The sequence below is a fragment of the Streptodolium elevatio genome (genome assembly GCF_053592165.1).
On the sequence record NZ_JBSFVE010000021.1, the window covers coordinates 44,566 to 62,982 of the forward strand.

The following is an 18,417-nucleotide window of genomic DNA, read 5'->3' on the forward strand; positions in this document are numbered from 1 at the left end:
GACGGCGCGGTACCCGCCTATTGGGATACACCGACGACATGGCAACGAATATCCTTTTTGCGATGGCCATCCACCATCAGCCGTCCACCGACTCGCCGCTAAGGCGCGGCATCGTCCCCGGGTTCTCCGGCCAAAACCCCCTTCACCCGCCGGATTCGGCCAGGTCCGCGAGCGTGGCCCCCAGATGCCGCCACGCGTCGTCGGTGTCGCGGGTGCGCGGGTGGGGGCCGCGGAAGAGCTCCACGAACTCCATGGTGTCGACGAGGGACCAACGCATGCGGTAGAAGGCCAGTGCCTCGGCGTCGGGCGCGCGCCCGGACGCCTCCGCGTACCGCTCCGAGTCACCGGAATCGCGCACGACGTGCCACAGGTCGCGCTCGGGGGCGGCGAGGCCGACGGTGTCCCAGTCCACCAGGAGCAGCCGGTCGGCGTCGTCGCGCAGCAGATTGCCCGGATGCGGTTCCCCGTGCGTGACGACAAGCCCTGCACCCGGCCGCCGGTTGTCCCGATCCACCCGTTCCGCGGCCGCGTCGAGTTCGGCGAGGCGGCGGCGCATTACTCCGGCGTACTCGGCAAGCAGTGCGCGGGCGGATTCGGCGTAGGGGCCGCCTCCCCAACGCGCTCCCTCGGCACTCGCATCGGCAAGCGCGGCCTCCAACTCCCGGCGATGGGGCAGCCGGACGTCGGCAACGGGCACGTCTCCCGGCCCCTCGACGCGGTGCAGGCGCGCTAAAAGGTCGATGACCGAGCCACGCTGCTCCGCGTCGAGTTCGTCGCCGAAATGGCCGGACGTCGCCGCTATGTGCGGGAAGACGCTGAGCGCGTAGCGGCGCCCCATGCGCGCGACGGTGTCTTCAGAGCCGGGCACACGCAGCGGCGCGACGACGAACTCCAGTGCCCCGCCGTGCTGATCGGCGAGTACAGCGGCGGTGTCCATCGCGCGCCGCAGGCCGTCGAACGCCGTGCCGGGATCCGGACCGCAGTGCGCCTTCGCGGTGAGGTCGGCGACCGTGGCGAACCACCGCCGCCCGTCGGCGCCTTCGACGGACCAATGGTGGTCGCCGAAGCCGACGGCGGCGTACGCCATTGCCGCGGGTTCGATCCCCCACAGCGCCAGGGTCTCGCGCAGGCAGGCGTCGTGCAGGTCCGAGGGCTGTTCCTTCATCCCCCGAATCTACGTTCCTGGACCGTGGACGACGAAGCGCAGTCCACCCGCCCCGCGGCTCGATCAGCCCAATAGTTCGATCAGCCCAGCAGTTCGATCAGCCCAGCAGTTCGATCAGCCCAGCAGTTCGATCATCACGGACTTCTCGCGCGTGTTCTCCAGCACCGAGTCGTGGCCGTAGCCGCTGTCGCCCATGCCCGCGAACGGGAGACCCCCGCCCAGGCGGCGGTAGGTGTTGACCCAGATGAAGCCCGCGTGCAGGGCGGCGGTCAGGCGGTGGGCACGGGCGAGGTCCTGCGTCCAGACGCCCGCGGCGAGGCCGTAAGGGGTGTCGTTGGCGATCCTGACGGCCTCCGCCTCGTCCTCGAAGGGGATGACGACGGCGACCGGGCCGAAGATCTCCTCGCGGCAGATACGCAGGCTGTTGTCCGTCGCGCGGAACAGCGTCGGCTGGACGAAGAAGCCATCGGCGAACGGGGATCCGTCGTCGAACAGGGCCGCGCCGTGGCGTCCGCCGAAGACCGGGGCCGCGCCCTCGGCCAGGGCGAGGTCGAGGTATCCGGTGACGCGGGCGTACTGCTCTGCGGACACGATCGGCCCCATCGTGGTGGCCGGGTCGAGCGAGTCACCGAGCACGACGTCGGCGACGGCCGCGCGCATCCTGTCGAGGAAGTCGTCGAGGATGCTCGCCTGGACGAGGACGCGGGTGCCCGCGTAGCAGACCTGGCCCGCGTTGCCGGTGTAGACCGCCGTGGTGGTGACGCCGACCGCCGCGGCGTCGAGGTCCGCGTCCGCGAACACGATGTTGGGTGACTTGCCGCCGAGTTCGAGCGCGAGAGGCTTGAGGTTGTCGGCGGACGCACGCGTGATGACCTGGCCGGTCTCGGTCGACCCGGTCAGGCTGATGCGGTCGACCCCCGCGTGCCGCACGAGCGGGTCGCCGACCTCTTCGCCTAGGCCGGAGACGATGTTGAGGACGCCCGGCGGCAGCACGTCGGCGATCAGCTCGGCCAGCCGCAGCGAGGATGCCGACGCCTGCTCGGCAGGCTTGACGATCGCGGTGTTCCCGGCGGCCAGGGCCGCGCCGGCCTTGGCGGTGAGGGTCGGGAGCGGGGCGTTCCACGGGATGATGCCGAGGACGACGCCGTACGGCTCGCGGCGGGTGAGCCCCACGGTGGTCGGGCCGATCTGCGTGCTCATGCCGCGTACGGCCGCGTCGCACTCGCCGGCGAACGCGTTCCACATGTACGCCACACCCGGCAGGTCGCCGCCGCGCACGTCGCGGATGATGCGGCCGTTGTCGCGCGCCTCGATCTCGGCCAGTTCGGCGGAGTTCTCGGCGACGACGCGGGAGACCTCGCGCAGGTACATCGCGCGGCGCACCGGCGGCAGCGCGGACCAGGCGGGGTACGCCCGCCGCGCGGCCGCGACGGCCGCCTCGGCGTCCTCTCCGGTCGAGCGCGGGACTCGCGCCCAGACCCGGCCGGTGGACGGGGCGACCGAGTCCAGACGACCCCCTCCCGCGGCCGGGAGGATCTTGCCGTCGATCAGATTGCCGAACTCGCGCGGCGGCTCCGCCGTGCCGTGCGTCGTCGCCGTCGTCGTCCCGGTCGTCGCCATCGAGCGGTACCTCGCCGTCCGTGTTCCGTCGTGCTCGGGTTCGTGTCCTGCCGTGTCCTGCCGTGCTCTGCCGTGCCCACGGTTCTAGCGCGCCCGGACCGCGCGTTCAAGGCCACGAGGGGCATTATTCAAACAGTCGACTGATTTACTGCTCGCCTCGGCCGGTCTCCTCGGCGCGGTGACCCTTGTCTGTTGGATGCATACATGCAAGCATCCGGCGCATGCCCGCCGATCGGCCGTTCGAGGCACTGCCAGGCCGCTTCCCGGAGAGTGCGCCGGAGAACTTTCCGGAGGACTCCGCGGAGGCGATGGTCAGTGCGTTCATCACGCTGGTCACCGACGTCGACCGGACGCCGGCGTACCGCGCCCGGATGGAGGGCTCGGCCGGGCGGCCGCTGCCGCGCTCGGCGATCTCGATCCTGTTCGTGCTGTACCGGCACGGGCCCCTCGGGGTGAAGGAGATCGCGGACCGGCTGGGGGTCGAGCAGTCCACCGCGAGTCGGCAGATCCGGCCGCTGGAGGAACAGGGCCTGGTACGCCGCGAGGGCGATCCGCGCGACGGCCGGGCCGTACTGCTGCACCTGACCGACGAGGGACTCGAAACCCGCGAGTTGATCCGGCAGGTGTGGTTGCGCGACATCGCCGTCGTCTGGGCCGACTGGGACCCGGGCGACCGCGAGCAACTGGGAGCGCTGCTGACGCGGTTCCGGGACTCGTACCAACAGCTGCGCGACACACGCGGCGACAGGTGAATCGGAGGTCGGAGGTCGTATGCACATCGCCTACACCCCGGAGCAGGAGCAGCTCCGTCGCGAACTGCGCGCTTACTTCGCCGGGATCATGACGCCCGAGTTGCGCGCCGAGGCCGCGTCCGAGGGCGAGGCCATGGACCGGGACAGCGCCTACTGCAAGGTGATCCGGCAGATGGGCCAGGACGGCTGGCTCGGCATCGGGTGGCCGAAGGAGTACGGCGGCCAGGCGCTCACCAACATCGAGCAACTCATCTTCCACGACGAGGCGATGGGCGCCGGGGCGTCGATCCCGCTGCTCACCCTCAACAGTGTGGGCCCGGCCATCATGGAGTTCGGGTCGGACGAGCAGAAGTCCTTCTTCCTGCCCAAAATCCTCGCCGGTGAGCTGCACTTCGCGATCGGCTACAGCGAGCCGGGTGCCGGGACGGACCTCGCGGCGCTGCGTACCAGCGCGGTACGCGAGGGCGACGAGTGGGTCATCAACGGGCAGAAGATGTGGACTTCGCTCGCCAGCGTGGCCGACTACATCTGGCTGGCGGTCCGTACCGACCCCGAACAGCCGCGCCACAAGGGCCTGTCGGTGTTCTGCGTGCCGACGGACACCCCCGGCTTCTCGTGGAGCCCGGTGCCGACGCTCACCGGTCAGACGACCACCGCGACGATGTACGACAACGTCCGCGTGCCGCACTCCGCACTGGTCGGCGAGCCTGGCGACGGCTGGAAGCTGATCACCGGACAGCTCAACCACGAGCGGGTCGCGCTGTGTTCGGCGTACGGCCTGCAACTGCTCGTGAACCAGACGCACCGCTGGGCGCGCCAGGTGGTGCTGCCGGACGGGACGCGGCTGATCGACCGCGACGTGGTGCGGCTCAACCTCGGGCGGCTGCACGCGCGGACCGAGTACCTGAAGCTGCTCAACTGGAAGGCGGCGTGGGGGGCCGACCACGGGGCGAGGTTCGGTCCGGCGCAGGCGTCGACGACGAAGGTGTTCGGGACGGAGCTGTACGTCGAGGCGTACCGGATGCTCATGGACATCCTCGGCGAGGAGGCTTACCTCACCGGCGCCGCGGCGGAGGACGACCTCGGCGGCCAGATCCGCTCGCGCGTCGAACGCATGTACCGCATCTGCCTGATGCTCACCTTCGGCGGCGGCACCAACGAGATCCAGCGCGACATGATCGCCATGTTCGGCCTCGGCATGCCCCGCCCGCCCCGCTGACCCCCTCTCCGCCTCTCTACCGCATGGAGTTCCGCACCATGACCGACGAACAGTCCACTCCCCCGGTCCTCGTAGAGCGCGACGGCCACATCCTCGTCATCACCCTCAACCGGCCGCACGCGCGCAACGCGCTGACGAGCGAGATGATGGCGATCCTCGAAGACACGTGGGAACTGGTCAACGAGGACCCGGACATCCGCGTCGCGATCCTGACGGGCGCGGGCGGGGCGTTCTGCGCCGGGGCCGACCTCAAGAACATGAGCAAGAGCGCTCCCGGAGACGCGTTCAAGGGCGACGGAGACGGTACGAAGCTCGCGCTCGACATGTCGGTGATGAAGTGGATCCTGAAGGGCTTCACCCTCAAGAAGCCGCTGATCGCCGCCGTCGAGGGCCCGGCCATCGCGGGCGGCACCGAGATCCTCCAGTCCACCGACATCCGCGTCGCCGGCGAGTCCGCCCGCTTCGGCGTCTCCGAGGTCAAGTGGGGCCTGTTCCCGCTGGGCGGTTCGGCGGTACGCCTCCGCCGCCAGATCCCGTACACCGCAGCCGCCGACATCCTCCTGACCGGCCGCCACTTCTACGCCCCGGAGGCGAAGGAACTCGGCCTGATCTCCCACCTGGTCCCCGACGGCACCGCCCTCGAGAAGGCCAAGGAGATCGCCAACACCATCGCCGCCAACGGTCCGTTGGCCGTGCAAGCGGTCCTCCGCGTCCTCCGCGAAACCGACGAACTCCCCGAGGACGAGGCCTTCAAGATCGAGTCCGAGATCGGCATGCGCGTCTTCCTCTCCGAGGACTCCCGCATCGGCCCCCGCGCCTTCGCCGAGAAGAAGACCCCCGAGTTCAAGGGCCGCTGAAACCCGGCCGCCCCGGGCAGCCCCGCACTGGGGGCATTCGGCCCCTCCCCGGGGAACACGCCCACCCACCCCACTTGTTGAACCAAGCACGGGCCGTCCACGCGAATCCCCTCCGTGGACGGCCCGTCGCCAACTCCTCGAACAACGCGGCGCCGGTTCAAAGTGACTGGAGCATCAAGAACGCGATCAGCGCCAGCATGAGGCTGACCAGCGCCGAGTTGAACGCCTGGGACCCGGCGCTCGGCCAATACTGCGTCCCGCCCTGGTGCATAGCCCGCAAGCTACTTGTTCTCATCCGTCGTCATCTGATCCCCGGCTTCGTCCTGGGTGCGTCCAGTGGACGGTGAGCCGGCTCAGCGACGCCCCACCCGCTACACCGTTACGCCCGGCATTCGACGTGCACGCCGCGTTGCCCACGAGCGAGCGCACACTGCTGGTCAGCACTCTCGGCGGCGGGTAACTGCCCCGGCACTCGCGCGAGGGCTGGGACCACTCCACGTGGTACCTGGAGCGCGTCCTCGGCGAAGGCGTCCAACTCATCGAGCTCTGCGGTGCATTCGGTGTGGCCGATGCCGCCCGAATCGTCGCGATCGTGGCCGGACGGATCCCCGTCGGCACGGTCAACTTCGCCATCGACTCCGTCCCCCAGGCTGCCGCGTACAAAGCTCAGTTCGACTGACGTGACGGACAGTTCGAACGGGCTCAGGTGCGCTTCTGCCTAGGCGACCTCGTACGCGACTTCAGAAGCGACCTCGGAGGCGACCTCGACGGCGATTTCCAGGGCGCGGCAGGCGAGTGGCGAGTGGGTGCGTCCGGCGCGCCAGTGCAGGTAGATCTCTCGGGGTGGGATGCGCGGGCGCAACTCGTGGACGCGGAGCCGGGTGTCGGAGAGCACGTCGCCGCCGAGGATGACCAGCCATGGCAGGATCGCCGACCCCATGCCGACCCGCACCATCGACAGGAGCGTGTCGTTGACCGCGGTACGGAACACCATCTGCGGACGGGCGCCGCTGCGGGCGATCGCCTGTTCCACGCGGGGTTGGTCGCAGTTGAGCGGCCAGGCCAGCATGGGCGCGCCGTCCAGTCGCTCCAGCGAGACCGGGCCTTCCGGGAAGGCGCCCGGGGCGGCCACGAGCAGGTACGGGTCGTCGAGCAGCTTCAGGTGTTCGAGGCCGCCGCTGATGCGGGGGTCGATGCGGCCGTCGTAGAACAGCAGGTCGAGGTCGCCGATCTGCGGCTGGTCCGGCTCCTCTTCGGAGAGCCGGATGTCGCAGCCTGGGTGTTCGTCGCGCAGTCGGCGTACGAGCGACGGCAGGATCACGTTGGACACGCTCTGGAACGTGCCGATGTCGATCCGGCCGCGTCCGGCGTTGAACCGGTCCACGGCCTCGCCGAACGCGACTGCCTTGGCGAGGAGTTCGCGCCCGTGGTCGAGGACCACGCGGCCGAGCGGGGTGAGGCGTACCGGCTTGGGGCCGCCCGGCCGGTCGAACACCAGCCCGCCGACCACCCGCTCCAGCGCGGCGATCTGCTGGCTCACCGTCGACTGCGTGTAGCCCAGACGGGCGGCGGCCCGGCCGAACGAGCCTTCTTCGGCTATGGCGACCATTGCCGCCAGGTGGCGCAGGTCCACGTCGGTCACGAGCTTCAACATAGTGGTGTCCATTGGAAGAAGCGATTGAGCCGATCGGAAATCATCGTTTTTCGTGATGGGCATTAGGGCTCTAACGTTCCGGTCATGACCTCACGTCAACTGCACGGTGAGCAAGGGCTCGGGAGCGTGGAAGTCGGGTCCTGTACCAGGCCCTGCGTACGACCGGCCGTGGAAGGGGAACGCCCGTGAGCCGGCTGCGATCCGCACTGTGGCTACCGCTCTTCGACGACCTCGCCGACCCGCTGGTGGTCGCCCGCCTCGCCGCGGAGGCGGAGGAAGCGGGCTGGCACGGCTGCTTCGTCTGGGACCACCTGCGCTGGCGGGAGCCGGTGCGACTTGTCGCCGACCCGTGGATCACGCTGGCGGCTGTCGCCACCGCGACGGAACGGCTGCGCCTCGGGCCCATGGTGACGACGCTCGCCCGGCGGCGGCCGGCCAAGGTGGCGCGGGAGACGGCGACGCTGGACCACCTGAGCGGTGGGCGCCTCACTCTGGGGGTCGGTCTGGGCGGTGACCGGTTTGGTAGTGAACTGTCTAAGACTGGTGAGGAGTTGGACGACCGGCGGCGCGGGCGGATGCTCGACGAGTCGTTGGAGGTCCTGCGCGCCGCGTGGTCCGGCGAGCCGGTGCGGCACCGCGGCGAGCACTACACGGTCGACGACGTCACGTTCCTCCCTCGGCCGGTCCAGCGTCCGGGCGTACCTGTGTGGGCGGCCGGGTTCCCGGGCAACGCCAAGCCGATCCGCCGGGCGGCCCGGCTCGACGGGTTCTTCCCGGCGAACCTGGAGCAGCCGGACCAACTCGCGGAAGTCGTCGGCACGCTGGCGGACTTGTGGGCCGGTGACATGTCCTCGTACGACATCGCCGTCGGATTGGCGCCCGGCGTCGACCCCGAGCCGTACGCGAAGGCCGGAGCGACGTGGTGGCTGGCGGAGTTCGACCCCGGTGTGCGGATCGACACCGTGCGCGGCGTGCTGCGCGACGGCCCTGCGGCGTGAGGGGATAGGGCGATGACCTTCGACTACGACGCGGAACTCGTTCGCTACCAGGAACGGCTGTGGGCGGCCGCGGACATCCGCCCGGACGACCACGTCCTCGACATCGGCTGCGGCGCCGGACAGACCACGCGAGCGGCGGCCCGGGCCGCGGTACGGGGGTCTGCACTCGGCATCGACGTCTCGGCCCCGATGCTGGAGCAGGCCCGCCGACTGGCGGTCGCCGAAGGGCTCGGCAACGTCGACTTCCTCCAGGCTGACGCTCAGACCCATGCCTTCCCCGCCGAGCAATTCACCGTCGCCATCAGCCGGTTCGGCACGATGTTCTTCGCCGACCCCGTCGCGGCCTTCGCCAACATCGCGCAAGCCCTGCGCCCGGGTGCGACGTTCGTCCAGCTGGTCTGGCAGGCCCGCGAGCACCAGGAGTGGAGCACGGCAATCCGTACGGCGCTCTCCGGCAGTCACACGCCCTCACCGTCGGCCGACACGGCCTTCACCCTCGCCGATCCGGAGTCGGTCGCCGGTACCTTGACCGCGGCGGGATTCACCGCGGTGGACGTCGTCGATGTACGGGAGCCCGTGTACTACGGCAAGGACGCCGCGGAGGCACGTGCCGCAGTACTCCAACTACTGGTCGCACAAGAGCTACTGGCCGGCCAAGACACCGCCTCCACCGACCGGGCACTCGACCACCTCGACGCGACCCTCGCCGCCCACGACACCGGCAGCGGAGTGTGGTTCGACTCCAGGGCCTGGCTGGTCACCGCCCGCCGAGCCTAAGGAACTGCCGCCACGCATCGGGCCCGAGGGCAAGCTGCGGCCCCGACACGCGCTTGGAGTCCCTTACCAGCACCCGCCCAGCAGCCTCCGCAGCCTCGACGCACGTCGCCGCGCCGGTGTCAGAGTGGCTGCTCCGCGTCCACCGTCGTCGCCTATCTGCCGCCATCAACACTCCAGAACATCCCGAGCCGCTTCGCGCAGCAACGTCAACGTGTCGGCCGGGCTCAATGCTGCCGCGCACGGGGCCTGGAGGCGCTCTAGGCACAGCCGAGACACAGGAACGGACGTGGGAAAACGTTCGTGAGTGCGGTGGGATTGGCTCTACCCGGGGCCAGACCTTCAGTTGCTTTCGCGCCAACCGAAACGCGAAGGATGCCGCATGTACGACGTCATCGTCGTCGGTGCCCGCTGCGCGGGGTCGCCGACCGCCATGCTCCTCGCCCGGCGGGGCCACCGAGTCCTCGTGCTCGACCGCGCGTCGTTCCCCAGCGACACCGTCTCGACCCACTACATCCACCAATCCGGACTCACCCGTCTCCGCGACTGGGGGCTCCTGGGCGAGTTGGCGGCCACGAACGCACCCGCCATCCGCCGGGCCAACTTCGCCTACCGCGACATCGAGTTGAGCGGGTTCGCGGATCCCGTCGACGGAATCGACACCGGGTACGCCCCGCGTCGCGCGGTGCTCGACGAGATCCTGGTGAACGCCGCACGACGCGCCGGTGCCGAGGTCGTCGAAGGGTTCGGCGTCTCCGACCTGGTCTTCTCCGAAGGACGTGTGGTCGGCGTACGCGGCCGCGAGCGCGGTGGTCCGGAACGGGAGTTCCGCGCCCACATCGTCATCGGGGCGGACGGCTGCCGTTCGATCGTCGCGAAGCGGACCCGGGCCGAGCCGTACAAGGTGGTGCCCGCTACCGGGGTCAACTACTACGCCTACCACAGCGGTTTGGACTGGGCGCTGGAACACCGGGTCGGCTTCAACGAGATCTGGTGCGGGGGTTGGCCCACGAACGACGGGCTCACCGTGCTCGCGGTCATCTGCGGCAAGAGCCGCTTCAAGGAGTTCCGCCAGGATGTCGAGGCGAACTTCCAGGCGACGTTCGACGAGATCCATCCGGAACTCGGCGCGCAACTGCGGGACCAGGGCAAGCGCGAGGGCGACTTCGTGGCGATGCCGCACGCGGACAACTACTACCGCCACCCCTGGGGGCCGGGCTGGGCCCTCGTCGGCGACGCCGGCTACCACAAGGACCCGTACCCGGGGTTCGGCATCACCGACGCCTTCATGCACAGCGAGATCCTGGTGGAGCGCCTGCACCAAGCCCTGTCCGGAGAACGCCCGATGGACAGCGCGCTCGCCGAGTACCACAAGCTCCGCGACGAAACGAGCGCGAGCAACTACGAGTTCACCACCAAGCTCAGCGCGTTCGGCGAACTCTCCCCGCGCCTCCGCGCGGTGTTCGGTGCAATCCGCCGAAGCCCGGAGTGGACGACGAAGCTGTTCGGCCTGTTCGCCGGCGGCGTCGAGCACCACGAGATCTTCTCCCGGCAGGCTGTCGAGCGCCTCTACGACGACACGGGAGTGCCTCCGCACGAACGCGTGTACGGCTAGACGTACGAGGCCATGACGCCTGGTGCGCTTGCGCAACGGGGCCCCGCCCTTCGTCCTCGACGGGTACCCCGCACGACGCGCTACATCGGTGGCTGGAAGCCGCCGATCCGCGGTTCGAGCAGTTCGGCCAACCTCAGTGTGGTGCGGTCCTCGTACATCGGTCCTATGAGTTGTACTCCCACCGGCAGACCCTCGGGGGACCGACCCGCGGGTATCGCGGTGGCGGGCAGGCCCGACATGGTGGGCAGACCGGCCCAGACGAGCTGGTCGAAGTACGGGTACTCGACGTCGTCGATGTCGAGCCGGCGTTCCAGCAGATCGGGGTTGTGGTCGTGCGGGAACGCGGGAGTAGGTGTGATCGGACAAACAACGGCGTCGAACTCGGCGAACAGCTCCCGCCAGCCGTGACGGTGGAGTTCGCGACGGGTGTTCACCGCGATCCAGTCGCGGTGAGTCAGTACCATCCCGCGCAGCCGCGCCGCGTCGAGGCTCCGGTCGTCCGCGCTCAGTCCGGCGGCGCGGGTCCGGAGCTGCTCGTACGCTTCGACGGGGAAACGTGCGACGGAGCCCGAGAACAGCAACTGCGTGTAGAGCGTGCCGGATTCGGCGAGGTCGGGAAGCAGCGGACTGTACCGTTCGACGTGGGCGCCACCGTCGGCCAGCGCGTCGGCCACCCGGTTCACGCCGGCCCGCACGGCGGCCCCGGTCGGAATGAGCGGATGCTCGTCGAGGACCAACACCCGGAAATCGCTCAGCCGTTCGTGGCGCGCGGGCGGCAACGTCACGCGGTACGCCACCCCGGACGTCATCGGGTCCGGTCCTGCCATGACGTCGAGCAGGAGCGTGAGGTCGCTGGCGGTGCGCGCCATCGGACCGACGACGGCGAGATCGAGGTCGACCGGCAGCGCCGGGTCCGACGGCGGAACCATGCCGCGGTTCGCGGCCAGTCCGAGTGTCGGCTTGTGCGCGTGGATACCGCAGAAGTGCGCGGGGGTGCGCAGCGAACCGGCGAGGTCGGAGCCGATGGACAATGCGCCGAAGCCGCACGCCAGGGCCGCCGCCGATCCACCGGAGGACCCGCCCGCGGTACGAGCGTGGTCCCACGGGTTGTTGGTGGTGCCGTAGATGTCGTTGAAGCTCTGGATGTCTTGTAGCCCCAACGGCACATTGGTCTTGCCGAGCACCACCGCGCCGGCGGCCTTGAGCCGCGACACCTGCACCGCGTCCTCGGCCGGTACGAAGTCCCGGTACTGCGGCATGCCCCAGGTCGTGGGCAGCCCGGCCATGTTGTAGGACTCCTTGACGGTCACCGGAATCCCCAGAAGCGGCCGATCCTCGCCCCGCTCGAACGCCTCGTCGGCAAGTCGCGCAGCCACCCGGGCCCGATCGAAGTCGGGCACACAGATCGCGTTGACCACTCCCTCATCCCGCTCGATCCCAGCGATCGCCGCCTCGGTCAACTCCACCGAGGACACCTCACCAACGCGCAATGCCGCCGCCATCTCCCCGGCGGACCGAAAGTTCCAATCCATGAATCGGACGCTAACTGACCACCTCAGGAGCCATAAAACCGCAATTTCCGCAACGAACGCCCGCTAACAGTCGCCCGACAGGATCACGGCGCAGTACCAGTCCAGGTTCGGGCCCCGAGCACACCCACCACCACCGCTACCACCAGCGGCCGCGCCTCACGTTCGCCACGGTCTTCGCCGGCACGAACTGCCACCCGCCGGGTGCACCTGCTCGGTGTCACCGCGCCGCAGGCGCCGCGGACGAAAACCTTCGCGGAACGCTGGATCGCCTCAGTCCGCAGCAAGTGCAGCGACCGGATTCACCGTCGCCGGCTCCTCGTAGGCTTGCTCAACGCGTACAAGTCAGCCGCGTAAGACCGCAGGTCGCGCCCGGTGGCGGCGTTTTCGGCGAGGCAGGTCGCCTATGCGCATGGTTGGCTCAGAATTGGCCCTGAGCGAACACAAGGTCGTCGAGCCCATTCGTAGGCATAGTTGGACCATGTCGAACCATGACTTGAGCCCTGATTTGTCGGAAAGCCTGCGCAACGCCGAGCGGCGGCTGCAAGCCGCCCAGCTGGCATCGAATGTCCAAGAACTGACTGAGTTGATCGACGACGCGGCCTGGTTCACCGGGCCGGATGGGAATATTTACACCAAACAGGATGACTTGGATGCACACAAATCCGGTCACCAGGTGTTGAGCCGCGTCGATGAGGAGGAACTGCGGGTCCTGGCCACATCGGACCTGGGGGTCACCTGGTTCCTCGGAGTGTTGGAAGGTGTGTTCGGCGGTCAGCCGATGGTCGCCCGCCTGCGTTATACGCGGACCTGGGTCCGTGGCGAGTCAGGGGATTGGAAGATCATCGCGGCGCACGCGGTGCTGGTTCCTGACGGCGGGGATGCGGACGTGAAGGTGGATCAGGAAGCGCCTCAGTAGTTCTTGAGATCTGCCTGGCCCGCGGTTCTGCGGAGCCGCGGGCCGGCTGTTGGACGTTATGGACGGCTCGGAGATGAGGACTGCCACCGCGTCGAACCCCGGTTTGCCGGGCGTGGTCATGGCGGATCTGCTCGCAGGTGGTGGGGTCACGGCGCGCCGAGGCGGGGGGTCGGCGCCGGGGGCCGGATGGGCTCGGGGGTGTAAATAGTTAACTGAGTCCATTAACGTTCGGGCATGCTCACACCACGGGAGTTGTTGACCACGACGCGGTCCGTGCGGCTCAGGCTTGATCTGGAGCGGGCCGTGGACCGGGAGACCGTCGAGGAGTGCCTGCGGGTCGGGTTGCAGGCGCCGAACGGGTCGAACCTCCAGCTCTGGAACTGGGTTCTCGTGGACGACCCGGCGGTTCGGGCGCGGATGGCGGAGATCTACCGGGCCTCGATCGAGGATCAGCAGCGCATGTCCGCGGAGGCGGCGGCGGCCGGGCAGCCGTCCCGGTACCCGAAGACGCCGCAGCAGGAACGGATCTCACGGTCCGTCATGCACCTGCGCGACCACCTGCACGAGGTGCCCGTGCTGGTGGTGCCGACGATCGCGGGGCGCATGGACGGGGTGTCGGTCTTCGAACAGGCCAGCTTGTGGGGGTCGGTGCTGCCCGCGGTGTGGAACTTCATGCTCGCGCTGCGGGCCGAGGGCATGGGCAGCGCGTGGACGACGATCCACCTGCATCGCGAGCGGGAGATGGCCGATCTGCTCGGCATCCCGTACGAACGGGTCACCCAGGCCGGGCTGTTCCCCGTCGCCTGGACGCTCGGCACGGACTTCCGCGCGGCGGACCGGTCGGGTGCGGAGCGGGCGATTCGGTGGAACCACTGGTAGTCGGCCGTCCAGGCCGGCAATCGCTATGGAGGGACACGGCTTTGCCCGATTACTCGGAGACGGAACTGCGCAACATCGCGTCCGTCAACAGGATGTTCGAGGCACCGCGCGACTTCGACCGTGCCACGTTGTTCGCCGACGACGCGGTGTGGTGGAACGGCCTGCCCATGGTCGGTCGCGGCGGGCGGACCGAGCACAAGGGCATCGACGAGATCCGGGCGATCCTGCGCGGCTCCGGCGGGCAGGGCGGGGCGCGTACCGCGGAGACCGGGGTCGACCCGTACGACAAGGCCACGTTCCGCTTCGAGGACGTCGTGGTGCTCGCCGACGGCGACTGGGCGATGCGCCAGCACACGATGCATTCGACGACGATCGGCGGTCAGGCGTACACGAACGTCTACTGCTTCGTGTACCGCTTCAACGACGAGGGGCTCATCCAGTACCTCACCGAGCACTGGAACACCTGGCACGCCGAGCGGGTCCTGTTCGGCAACTACCACGTCGAGCCCGCGCACCCGGGGACCTGACCCGCCGAGGCCCCCGGCGCTCGTCGTAGGGTCGGGTGTCGTGACCGGATCTTCCTCCCACCTGGACGCAACCGCGAGTGCCTACGATGCGGTGGCCACGCTGTACGCCGAGCTCACCCGCGGCTACCTCGACGCCTTCCCCCTGGACCGCGCCGTGCTGGCGGCCTTCGCCGACTCGGTACGCGCCGGCGGCGGCAGCCGGCCCGTCGCCGAACTGGGCTGCGGGCCCGGATACCTGACCGCGCATCTGCGGGGGCTCGGGCTGGATGCCTTCGGCATCGACCTGTCCCCCGCCATGATCGACATCGCCCGCACGGACTACCCGGGCCTGCGGTTCGAGACCGGGTCCATGGACGCCCTGGGCCTGGCGGACGGTTCGCTGGCCGGAGTCGTGTCCTGGTACTCGGTCATCCACGCGCCGCCGCAGGAACTACCCGTCTACTTGGCCGAGTTCGGACGCATTGTCGCGCCCGGCGGGCACCTGCTGCTCGGGTTCTTCGAGTCGGAGGGCGGGCCGGTCACCGCGTTCGACCACAAGGTGACGACGGCCTACCGCTGGCCGATCGACGAACTCGCGCGGTTGGCGGGCGACGCCGGGTTCGACGAGATCGGCCGGATGCTGCGGGAGCCCGGCGACGAGGAGAGGTTCCGCCGCGGGCACCTGCTGATGCGCAAGGGCGGTCCGGAGCACTCCCCGTGAACCGGCTCGACGCGCCGCCCGACCTGCTGCCCGATCTGCTGGCCCGCCTCGCGGTCGACGACGCCGTCGAGTTGTTCGCGCGGGTGCCCGCGGATCTCCGGCGCAGGGCCCTGCCCGGGCGGCTCCCGGAGTGGGGCGAGCTGCGCGAGGCGATCGTGCGTTGGGTCGTCGCGTACGGCGATCCGGGCAGTCAGCTGGCGGCGCTCGGGGACGTCCCGCGGTACCGGAACTCCCGCCGCGACTTCGTGAGGGCGCTGGCCGACGCGGCCGATCCCGACGTACGCACCGCCGTCTACCTCCACCCCGAGGCGGACCCCGTGCTGCGGCGGCGCATGCTCACGGTCGGCCCGTACGCGGGCTCCGTCCCGGACAACCTGCGCAAGGCGCTTCTGGCCACCCGCTCCCGGCACCTGCTCGGCCCCGCCCGCGACGCCGCCGACCCGGCGATCGCCCGTCGCGCCGCCGCCCTCGTGCGCGGGCCCAGGTTCCAGCCGCCGCCTCGGACGCCCGCGGCGGTGCACGCGTGGCTGGCCGTACCCGTCCCCGAGCGTACCGAGGCCGAGCAGAAGCGCGGGGTGCCGCACCGGCTCGGTCCCAGCGCCCGCCGGGTACGGGCGCGGTTGGCGACCCTGGCACTTGAGCAGTGGACGGCTGCGGACTGGGTGGCGCTGGCCGCCCTGCACCGCGAGCAGCCCCTCGACCCGATGACCACGAGCCGCCTGGCCGGACACGCGGCATGTCCGACGGACGCCGCCCTCGATCTGCTGCGGCACACCGCGCGGGAGGGTTTCCACGAGGTCGCGACCCACGCGATCCTGGCGGGCACCCTCACCTGGGACGACCTGCTGACGCGCGCCGTGCCCGCCGCTTCGGTGATCGCCGTGATGTCCGCACTGCCCCTGACCGAGGACCGGGAATCAGCGCACGGCACGGCCGGGACGCGCAAGCGGCTTGTCGAGCAGGTGCGTTCCCGACTCGGCGACGAACCGATGCGCTGGTGGTCCCTGTTGGTGCTGCTGCGCGGCGCGTTCCCCGGCACCGTCCCCGAACTGCTGGACGCCGCAGCGGCGTCCGCCCCGGAGCCGGGCACCGTGGAGTTCGCCTCGACGAATGGCCTGGCGGGCTCGCCCTGGACCTACCTCCTGTCGCTGGCCGCCCCGGAGAAGGCCACCGAAATCGTGCCCGGAGTCGCCGAGTTGACGGCCCCTCCCGGCGCCCGTGCCAAGAGCCCCGGCACGTTGGCCGGGGAAATGCTGAGCACGTGGGCGCTCCAGAACATGCCGTCGGGGGTCATCGAGGGCTTCATCGCGGTGGCGGACGCCCGGCAGCGGGTGGCCCTGGCCCAACGCCTCAACGGGTACGGCCCCCTCATGGAACGCCTGCTGGAACTCGACGAACCGGCGGTCAACGCATCGCTCATGACGCGGCATCACCTTCCCGCGAGGCTCCGGCGCCGCATCCTCTCCGGTACGAGCCACGCCACCGGACGTCCCGGCAGCCTGGCCCTGCACGCCCCCGTCACGGTCGTGAACTCCCGGCAGTCCTGGTTCAACGACACCAAGTACCAGGTGCTCACCCGCAACGCGACCACGATCGCCGAAGTGCTGCGCAGCCATCGGCCGCTCCCTGCCCCGTACCAGGTCGCGGGGTGTCGGCGACTCGTGGAGTTGGGGCGCCTCGACCTGGTCGCGTCGTTCGTGGGCCGGACCGACCCCGCCCTCGGCGTACTCCCCCTGCCCGCGCTCGCCGACGCGCTGCGGGGCCCGCTGGCCGCCGCCGACCGCGACGCCGCCCTGGCCGCCTTGCGGGCGCTGACGAAGCGCCTCTTCCGCAACTGCCTCACCGCGCCCGACCTCCAGGAACTCACCCGACACCTGGAAGTCGAGCACACCCCCGACTGGGCTGTGGCGGCCGCCGAAATGCGCGCACGCCCGCTGTCCGCCGACGTCCTCGCCGTCCTGGCCCAGCACGGCGAGGACATGCCTGAGGACCTCGCCCGCCTTCTGCTGACCACCGCCCCGGAACGTTGCGCGCCGTACCTCGCGCACCGCACGGCCGAACTGGCCCGCCTCGCCCTCGACATCGCTCCGGTGGCACACCGGCGCACCGGGCCGTCGGACGAATTCGCGTGGCTGGGGCCGTGTCTGGAGAAGGGCCTGTTGACCGCGGAGGACTGGGTCGCGCGCGGACGACCGGTCCGGCATGTCCTGCGCAGCTTCCGCCACGACCAACGTCTGCGGGCGCGCGTGGACGCCGCCATCCGCGATCTGACGGACCGCCACGGCCCGCTCTCCCTGGACACCTTGCTGGTCGTCGCCGTGCTCGCCGACGACTTCCCGGGCACCCTCGCCGAACTGCTGGCCACCGCGACGGCCGCGACCGTGCCGACGTGACGTGAGCGCGTCCTGAGACGCCCCCGCCGCGGCGTCCGCTCCACCGGCGGAGGTCGCGTGTCTCACGTACGCCCGCCTCCTCCCCGTCCGCCCCGTCCGCCCCGTCCTCCCCCGACTGCCCGCCGCCCGGGCGGTCTTGAGGGTTCGCGGGGTGTGTGCTTACCTGCCCGAGGTTCCGCATTGATCGACTTGCACCCCGCGTCGATCGAGTCCTTCGGCGCGCCCTTGCGCCGCGCTTTCCGAGGAGCGAGACATGGCTACCCCGACGAAGGAACAACTCCTGCACTGGGCCGAGCAGTTCGTCGCGCTCTGGAATGCGGGCGAGAAGGACGCGTGGGTCGCCAACTGGCGGGCCGTCGCGCCCGGCGACTTCCGCATGCTCGACCCGGTGGGCACGCCCGAGAAGCACGGGTTCGAGACGTGCGCGCTGGAGGGCTGGGACCTGTTCCAGTCGGCCGTACGCCTGCGCCACCACCCGGGCACGGTCTACGTGTGCGCCAACGAGGTGGCCTGGGTCATGGAGAACCACTTCTCGGTGCACGGCACCGAGCGGATGAGCATGAGCGTGGAGACGTACCGCTTCGAACCCGACGGCTCGGTGGTGATCCGCAACTACTACCGGCTCCCGGACTCGTCCGACGGCGAGATGGCCGAGATCTTCGAGACCTACCAGCCCACCCACCAGCCGGGGAGCTGACCGGGAACCGAACGGACGGCGCACTTCGGAGCGCGGCCTCCCGGCGTCCCGAGGCCCGCACACCGTCCGGAGTGCGCGGGTGACGGAACCAAATCCGGGGGGCCCGCGTCGACGCGAGA

Annotated in this window: 18 protein-coding genes; 13 read left to right on the top strand and 5 right to left on the bottom strand. The window is 70.1% G+C overall.

Annotated elements, in window-relative coordinates:
* Positions 1 to 142: 142 nt before the first annotated feature.
* Both ACWD12_RS31335 and ACWD12_RS31340 read right to left on the bottom strand, forming a co-directional pair.
* Complete coding sequence (locus ACWD12_RS31335) at positions 143 to 1,165, bottom strand: phosphotransferase family protein (protein ID WP_450102372.1); 1,023 nt, start codon at positions 1,163 to 1,165, stop codon at positions 143 to 145.
* A 114-nt stretch (positions 1,166 to 1,279) separates the two neighbouring features.
* Positions 1,280 to 2,785 (bottom strand): aldehyde dehydrogenase family protein, encoded by a 1,506-nt coding sequence (locus ACWD12_RS31340; protein WP_450102373.1) that lies wholly within the window; start codon positions 2,783 to 2,785, stop codon positions 1,280 to 1,282.
* A gap of 221 nt (positions 2,786 to 3,006) precedes the next feature.
* On the opposite strand from ACWD12_RS31340, the gene ACWD12_RS31345 reads away from it, so the two are divergent.
* The 4 genes from ACWD12_RS31345 (at position 3,007) to ACWD12_RS31360 (ending at position 6,292) form a co-directional block, all read left to right on the top strand.
* Positions 3,007 to 3,537, top strand: coding sequence for a MarR family winged helix-turn-helix transcriptional regulator (locus tag ACWD12_RS31345; protein WP_450102374.1), 531 nt, complete (start codon positions 3,007 to 3,009; stop codon positions 3,535 to 3,537).
* A gap of 19 nt (positions 3,538 to 3,556) precedes the next feature.
* Complete coding sequence (locus ACWD12_RS31350) at positions 3,557 to 4,756, top strand: acyl-CoA dehydrogenase family protein (protein ID WP_450102375.1); 1,200 nt, start codon at positions 3,557 to 3,559, stop codon at positions 4,754 to 4,756.
* Between the two features lie 38 nt (positions 4,757 to 4,794).
* Entirely contained in the window at positions 4,795 to 5,613 is an 819-nt protein-coding gene (locus ACWD12_RS31355) for a crotonase/enoyl-CoA hydratase family protein (RefSeq protein ID WP_450102376.1), read from the top strand.
* A gap of 505 nt (positions 5,614 to 6,118) precedes the next feature.
* Entirely contained in the window at positions 6,119 to 6,292 is a 174-nt protein-coding gene (locus ACWD12_RS31360) for a DUF6506 family protein (RefSeq protein ID WP_450102468.1), read from the top strand.
* A gap of 39 nt (positions 6,293 to 6,331) precedes the next feature.
* On the opposite strand, the gene ACWD12_RS31365 is transcribed toward ACWD12_RS31360, so the two are convergent.
* Positions 6,332 to 7,255, bottom strand: coding sequence for a LysR family transcriptional regulator (locus tag ACWD12_RS31365; protein ID WP_358348385.1), 924 nt, complete (start codon positions 7,253 to 7,255; stop codon positions 6,332 to 6,334).
* Between the two features lie 197 nt (positions 7,256 to 7,452).
* On the opposite strand from ACWD12_RS31365, the gene ACWD12_RS31370 reads away from it, so the two are divergent.
* Together ACWD12_RS31370 and ACWD12_RS31375 are read left to right on the top strand one after the other, a co-directional pair.
* Complete coding sequence (locus ACWD12_RS31370) at positions 7,453 to 8,265, top strand: LLM class flavin-dependent oxidoreductase (RefSeq protein WP_450102377.1); 813 nt, start codon at positions 7,453 to 7,455, stop codon at positions 8,263 to 8,265.
* 12 nt (positions 8,266 to 8,277) lie between these two features.
* Positions 8,278 to 9,042: a class I SAM-dependent methyltransferase gene (locus ACWD12_RS31375; protein WP_450102378.1), complete on the top strand. Its 765-nt coding sequence runs from the start codon at positions 8,278 to 8,280 to the stop codon at positions 9,040 to 9,042.
* On the opposite strand, the gene ACWD12_RS31380 is transcribed toward ACWD12_RS31375, so the two are convergent.
* A complete protein-coding gene (locus ACWD12_RS31380) occupies positions 9,023 to 9,208 on the bottom strand; it encodes a DUF397 domain-containing protein (protein ID WP_450102379.1) in 186 nt (61 codons plus the stop codon). The genes ACWD12_RS31375 and ACWD12_RS31380 overlap by 20 nt on opposite strands.
* Before the next feature lie 213 nt (positions 9,209 to 9,421).
* Here ACWD12_RS31380 and ACWD12_RS31385 point away from each other — a divergent pair, with 213 nt between their 5' ends.
* Positions 9,422 to 10,654 carry an NAD(P)/FAD-dependent oxidoreductase gene (locus ACWD12_RS31385; RefSeq protein WP_450102380.1) on the top strand — a complete coding sequence of 411 codons (1,233 nt, stop codon included), beginning with the start codon at positions 9,422 to 9,424 and terminating at the stop codon, positions 10,652 to 10,654.
* An 80-nt stretch (positions 10,655 to 10,734) separates the two neighbouring features.
* Here ACWD12_RS31385 and ACWD12_RS31390 read toward each other — a convergent pair whose 3' ends face one another.
* Positions 10,735 to 12,186 (bottom strand): amidase, encoded by a 1,452-nt coding sequence (locus ACWD12_RS31390; RefSeq protein ID WP_450102381.1) that lies wholly within the window; start codon positions 12,184 to 12,186, stop codon positions 10,735 to 10,737.
* A 478-nt stretch (positions 12,187 to 12,664) separates the two neighbouring features.
* Here ACWD12_RS31390 and ACWD12_RS31395 point away from each other — a divergent pair, with 478 nt between their 5' ends.
* The 6 genes from ACWD12_RS31395 to ACWD12_RS31420 all read left to right on the top strand — a co-directional run bounded on the left by ACWD12_RS31395 (position 12,665) and on the right by ACWD12_RS31420 (position 18,298).
* Positions 12,665 to 13,102, top strand: a complete 438-nt coding sequence (locus tag ACWD12_RS31395) for a nuclear transport factor 2 family protein (RefSeq protein ID WP_358348413.1) — start codon at positions 12,665 to 12,667, stop codon at positions 13,100 to 13,102.
* A 234-nt stretch (positions 13,103 to 13,336) separates the two neighbouring features.
* Positions 13,337 to 13,981 carry a nitroreductase family protein gene (locus ACWD12_RS31400; protein ID WP_358348415.1) on the top strand — a complete coding sequence of 215 codons (645 nt, stop codon included), beginning with the start codon at positions 13,337 to 13,339 and terminating at the stop codon, positions 13,979 to 13,981.
* A gap of 41 nt (positions 13,982 to 14,022) precedes the next feature.
* A complete protein-coding gene (locus tag ACWD12_RS31405; protein ID WP_450102382.1) occupies positions 14,023 to 14,508 on the top strand; it encodes a nuclear transport factor 2 family protein in 486 nt (161 codons plus the stop codon).
* Positions 14,509 to 14,548: 40 nt separating this feature from the next.
* A complete protein-coding gene (locus tag ACWD12_RS31410) occupies positions 14,549 to 15,208 on the top strand; it encodes a class I SAM-dependent DNA methyltransferase (RefSeq protein WP_450102383.1) in 660 nt (219 codons plus the stop codon).
* The gene (locus tag ACWD12_RS31415) at positions 15,205 to 17,601 is read left to right on the top strand and encodes a hypothetical protein (RefSeq protein ID WP_450102384.1); all 2,397 of its coding nucleotides are present in this window, start codon (positions 15,205 to 15,207) and stop codon (positions 17,599 to 17,601) included. The genes ACWD12_RS31410 and ACWD12_RS31415 overlap by 4 nt, the downstream gene beginning before the upstream one ends.
* 253 nt (positions 17,602 to 17,854) lie before the next feature.
* Positions 17,855 to 18,298, top strand: a complete 444-nt coding sequence (locus ACWD12_RS31420; protein WP_358348426.1) for a nuclear transport factor 2 family protein — start codon at positions 17,855 to 17,857, stop codon at positions 18,296 to 18,298.
* Positions 18,299 to 18,417: the final 119 nt, after the last annotated feature.

What these genes read in the sequence shown, in the direction of transcription:
- ACWD12_RS31345 (WP_450102374.1), top strand. Translation starts at nt 3,007, where the DNA reads ATGCCCGCCGATCGGCCGTTCGAGGCACTGCCAGGCCGCTTCCCGGAG.
- ACWD12_RS31400 (WP_358348415.1), top strand. Translation starts at nt 13,337, where the DNA reads ATGCTCACACCACGGGAGTTGTTGACCACGACGCGGTCCGTGCGGCTC.
- ACWD12_RS31340 (WP_450102373.1), bottom strand. Translation starts at nt 2,785, where the DNA reads ATGGCGACGACCGGGACGACGACGGCGACGACGCACGGCACGGCGGAG.
- ACWD12_RS31350 (WP_450102375.1), top strand. Translation starts at nt 3,557, where the DNA reads ATGCACATCGCCTACACCCCGGAGCAGGAGCAGCTCCGTCGCGAACTG.
- ACWD12_RS31375 (WP_450102378.1), top strand. Translation starts at nt 8,278, where the DNA reads ATGACCTTCGACTACGACGCGGAACTCGTTCGCTACCAGGAACGGCTG.
- ACWD12_RS31385 (WP_450102380.1), top strand. Translation starts at nt 9,422, where the DNA reads ATGTACGACGTCATCGTCGTCGGTGCCCGCTGCGCGGGGTCGCCGACC.
- ACWD12_RS31390 (WP_450102381.1), bottom strand. Translation starts at nt 12,186, where the DNA reads ATGGATTGGAACTTTCGGTCCGCCGGGGAGATGGCGGCGGCATTGCGC.
- ACWD12_RS31420 (WP_358348426.1), top strand. Translation starts at nt 17,855, where the DNA reads ATGGCTACCCCGACGAAGGAACAACTCCTGCACTGGGCCGAGCAGTTC.
- ACWD12_RS31380 (WP_450102379.1), bottom strand. Translation starts at nt 9,208, where the DNA reads ATGGCGGCAGATAGGCGACGACGGTGGACGCGGAGCAGCCACTCTGAC.
- ACWD12_RS31335 (WP_450102372.1), bottom strand. Translation starts at nt 1,165, where the DNA reads ATGAAGGAACAGCCCTCGGACCTGCACGACGCCTGCCTGCGCGAGACC.
- ACWD12_RS31355 (WP_450102376.1), top strand. Translation starts at nt 4,795, where the DNA reads ATGACCGACGAACAGTCCACTCCCCCGGTCCTCGTAGAGCGCGACGGC.
- ACWD12_RS31395 (WP_358348413.1), top strand. Translation starts at nt 12,665, where the DNA reads ATGTCGAACCATGACTTGAGCCCTGATTTGTCGGAAAGCCTGCGCAAC.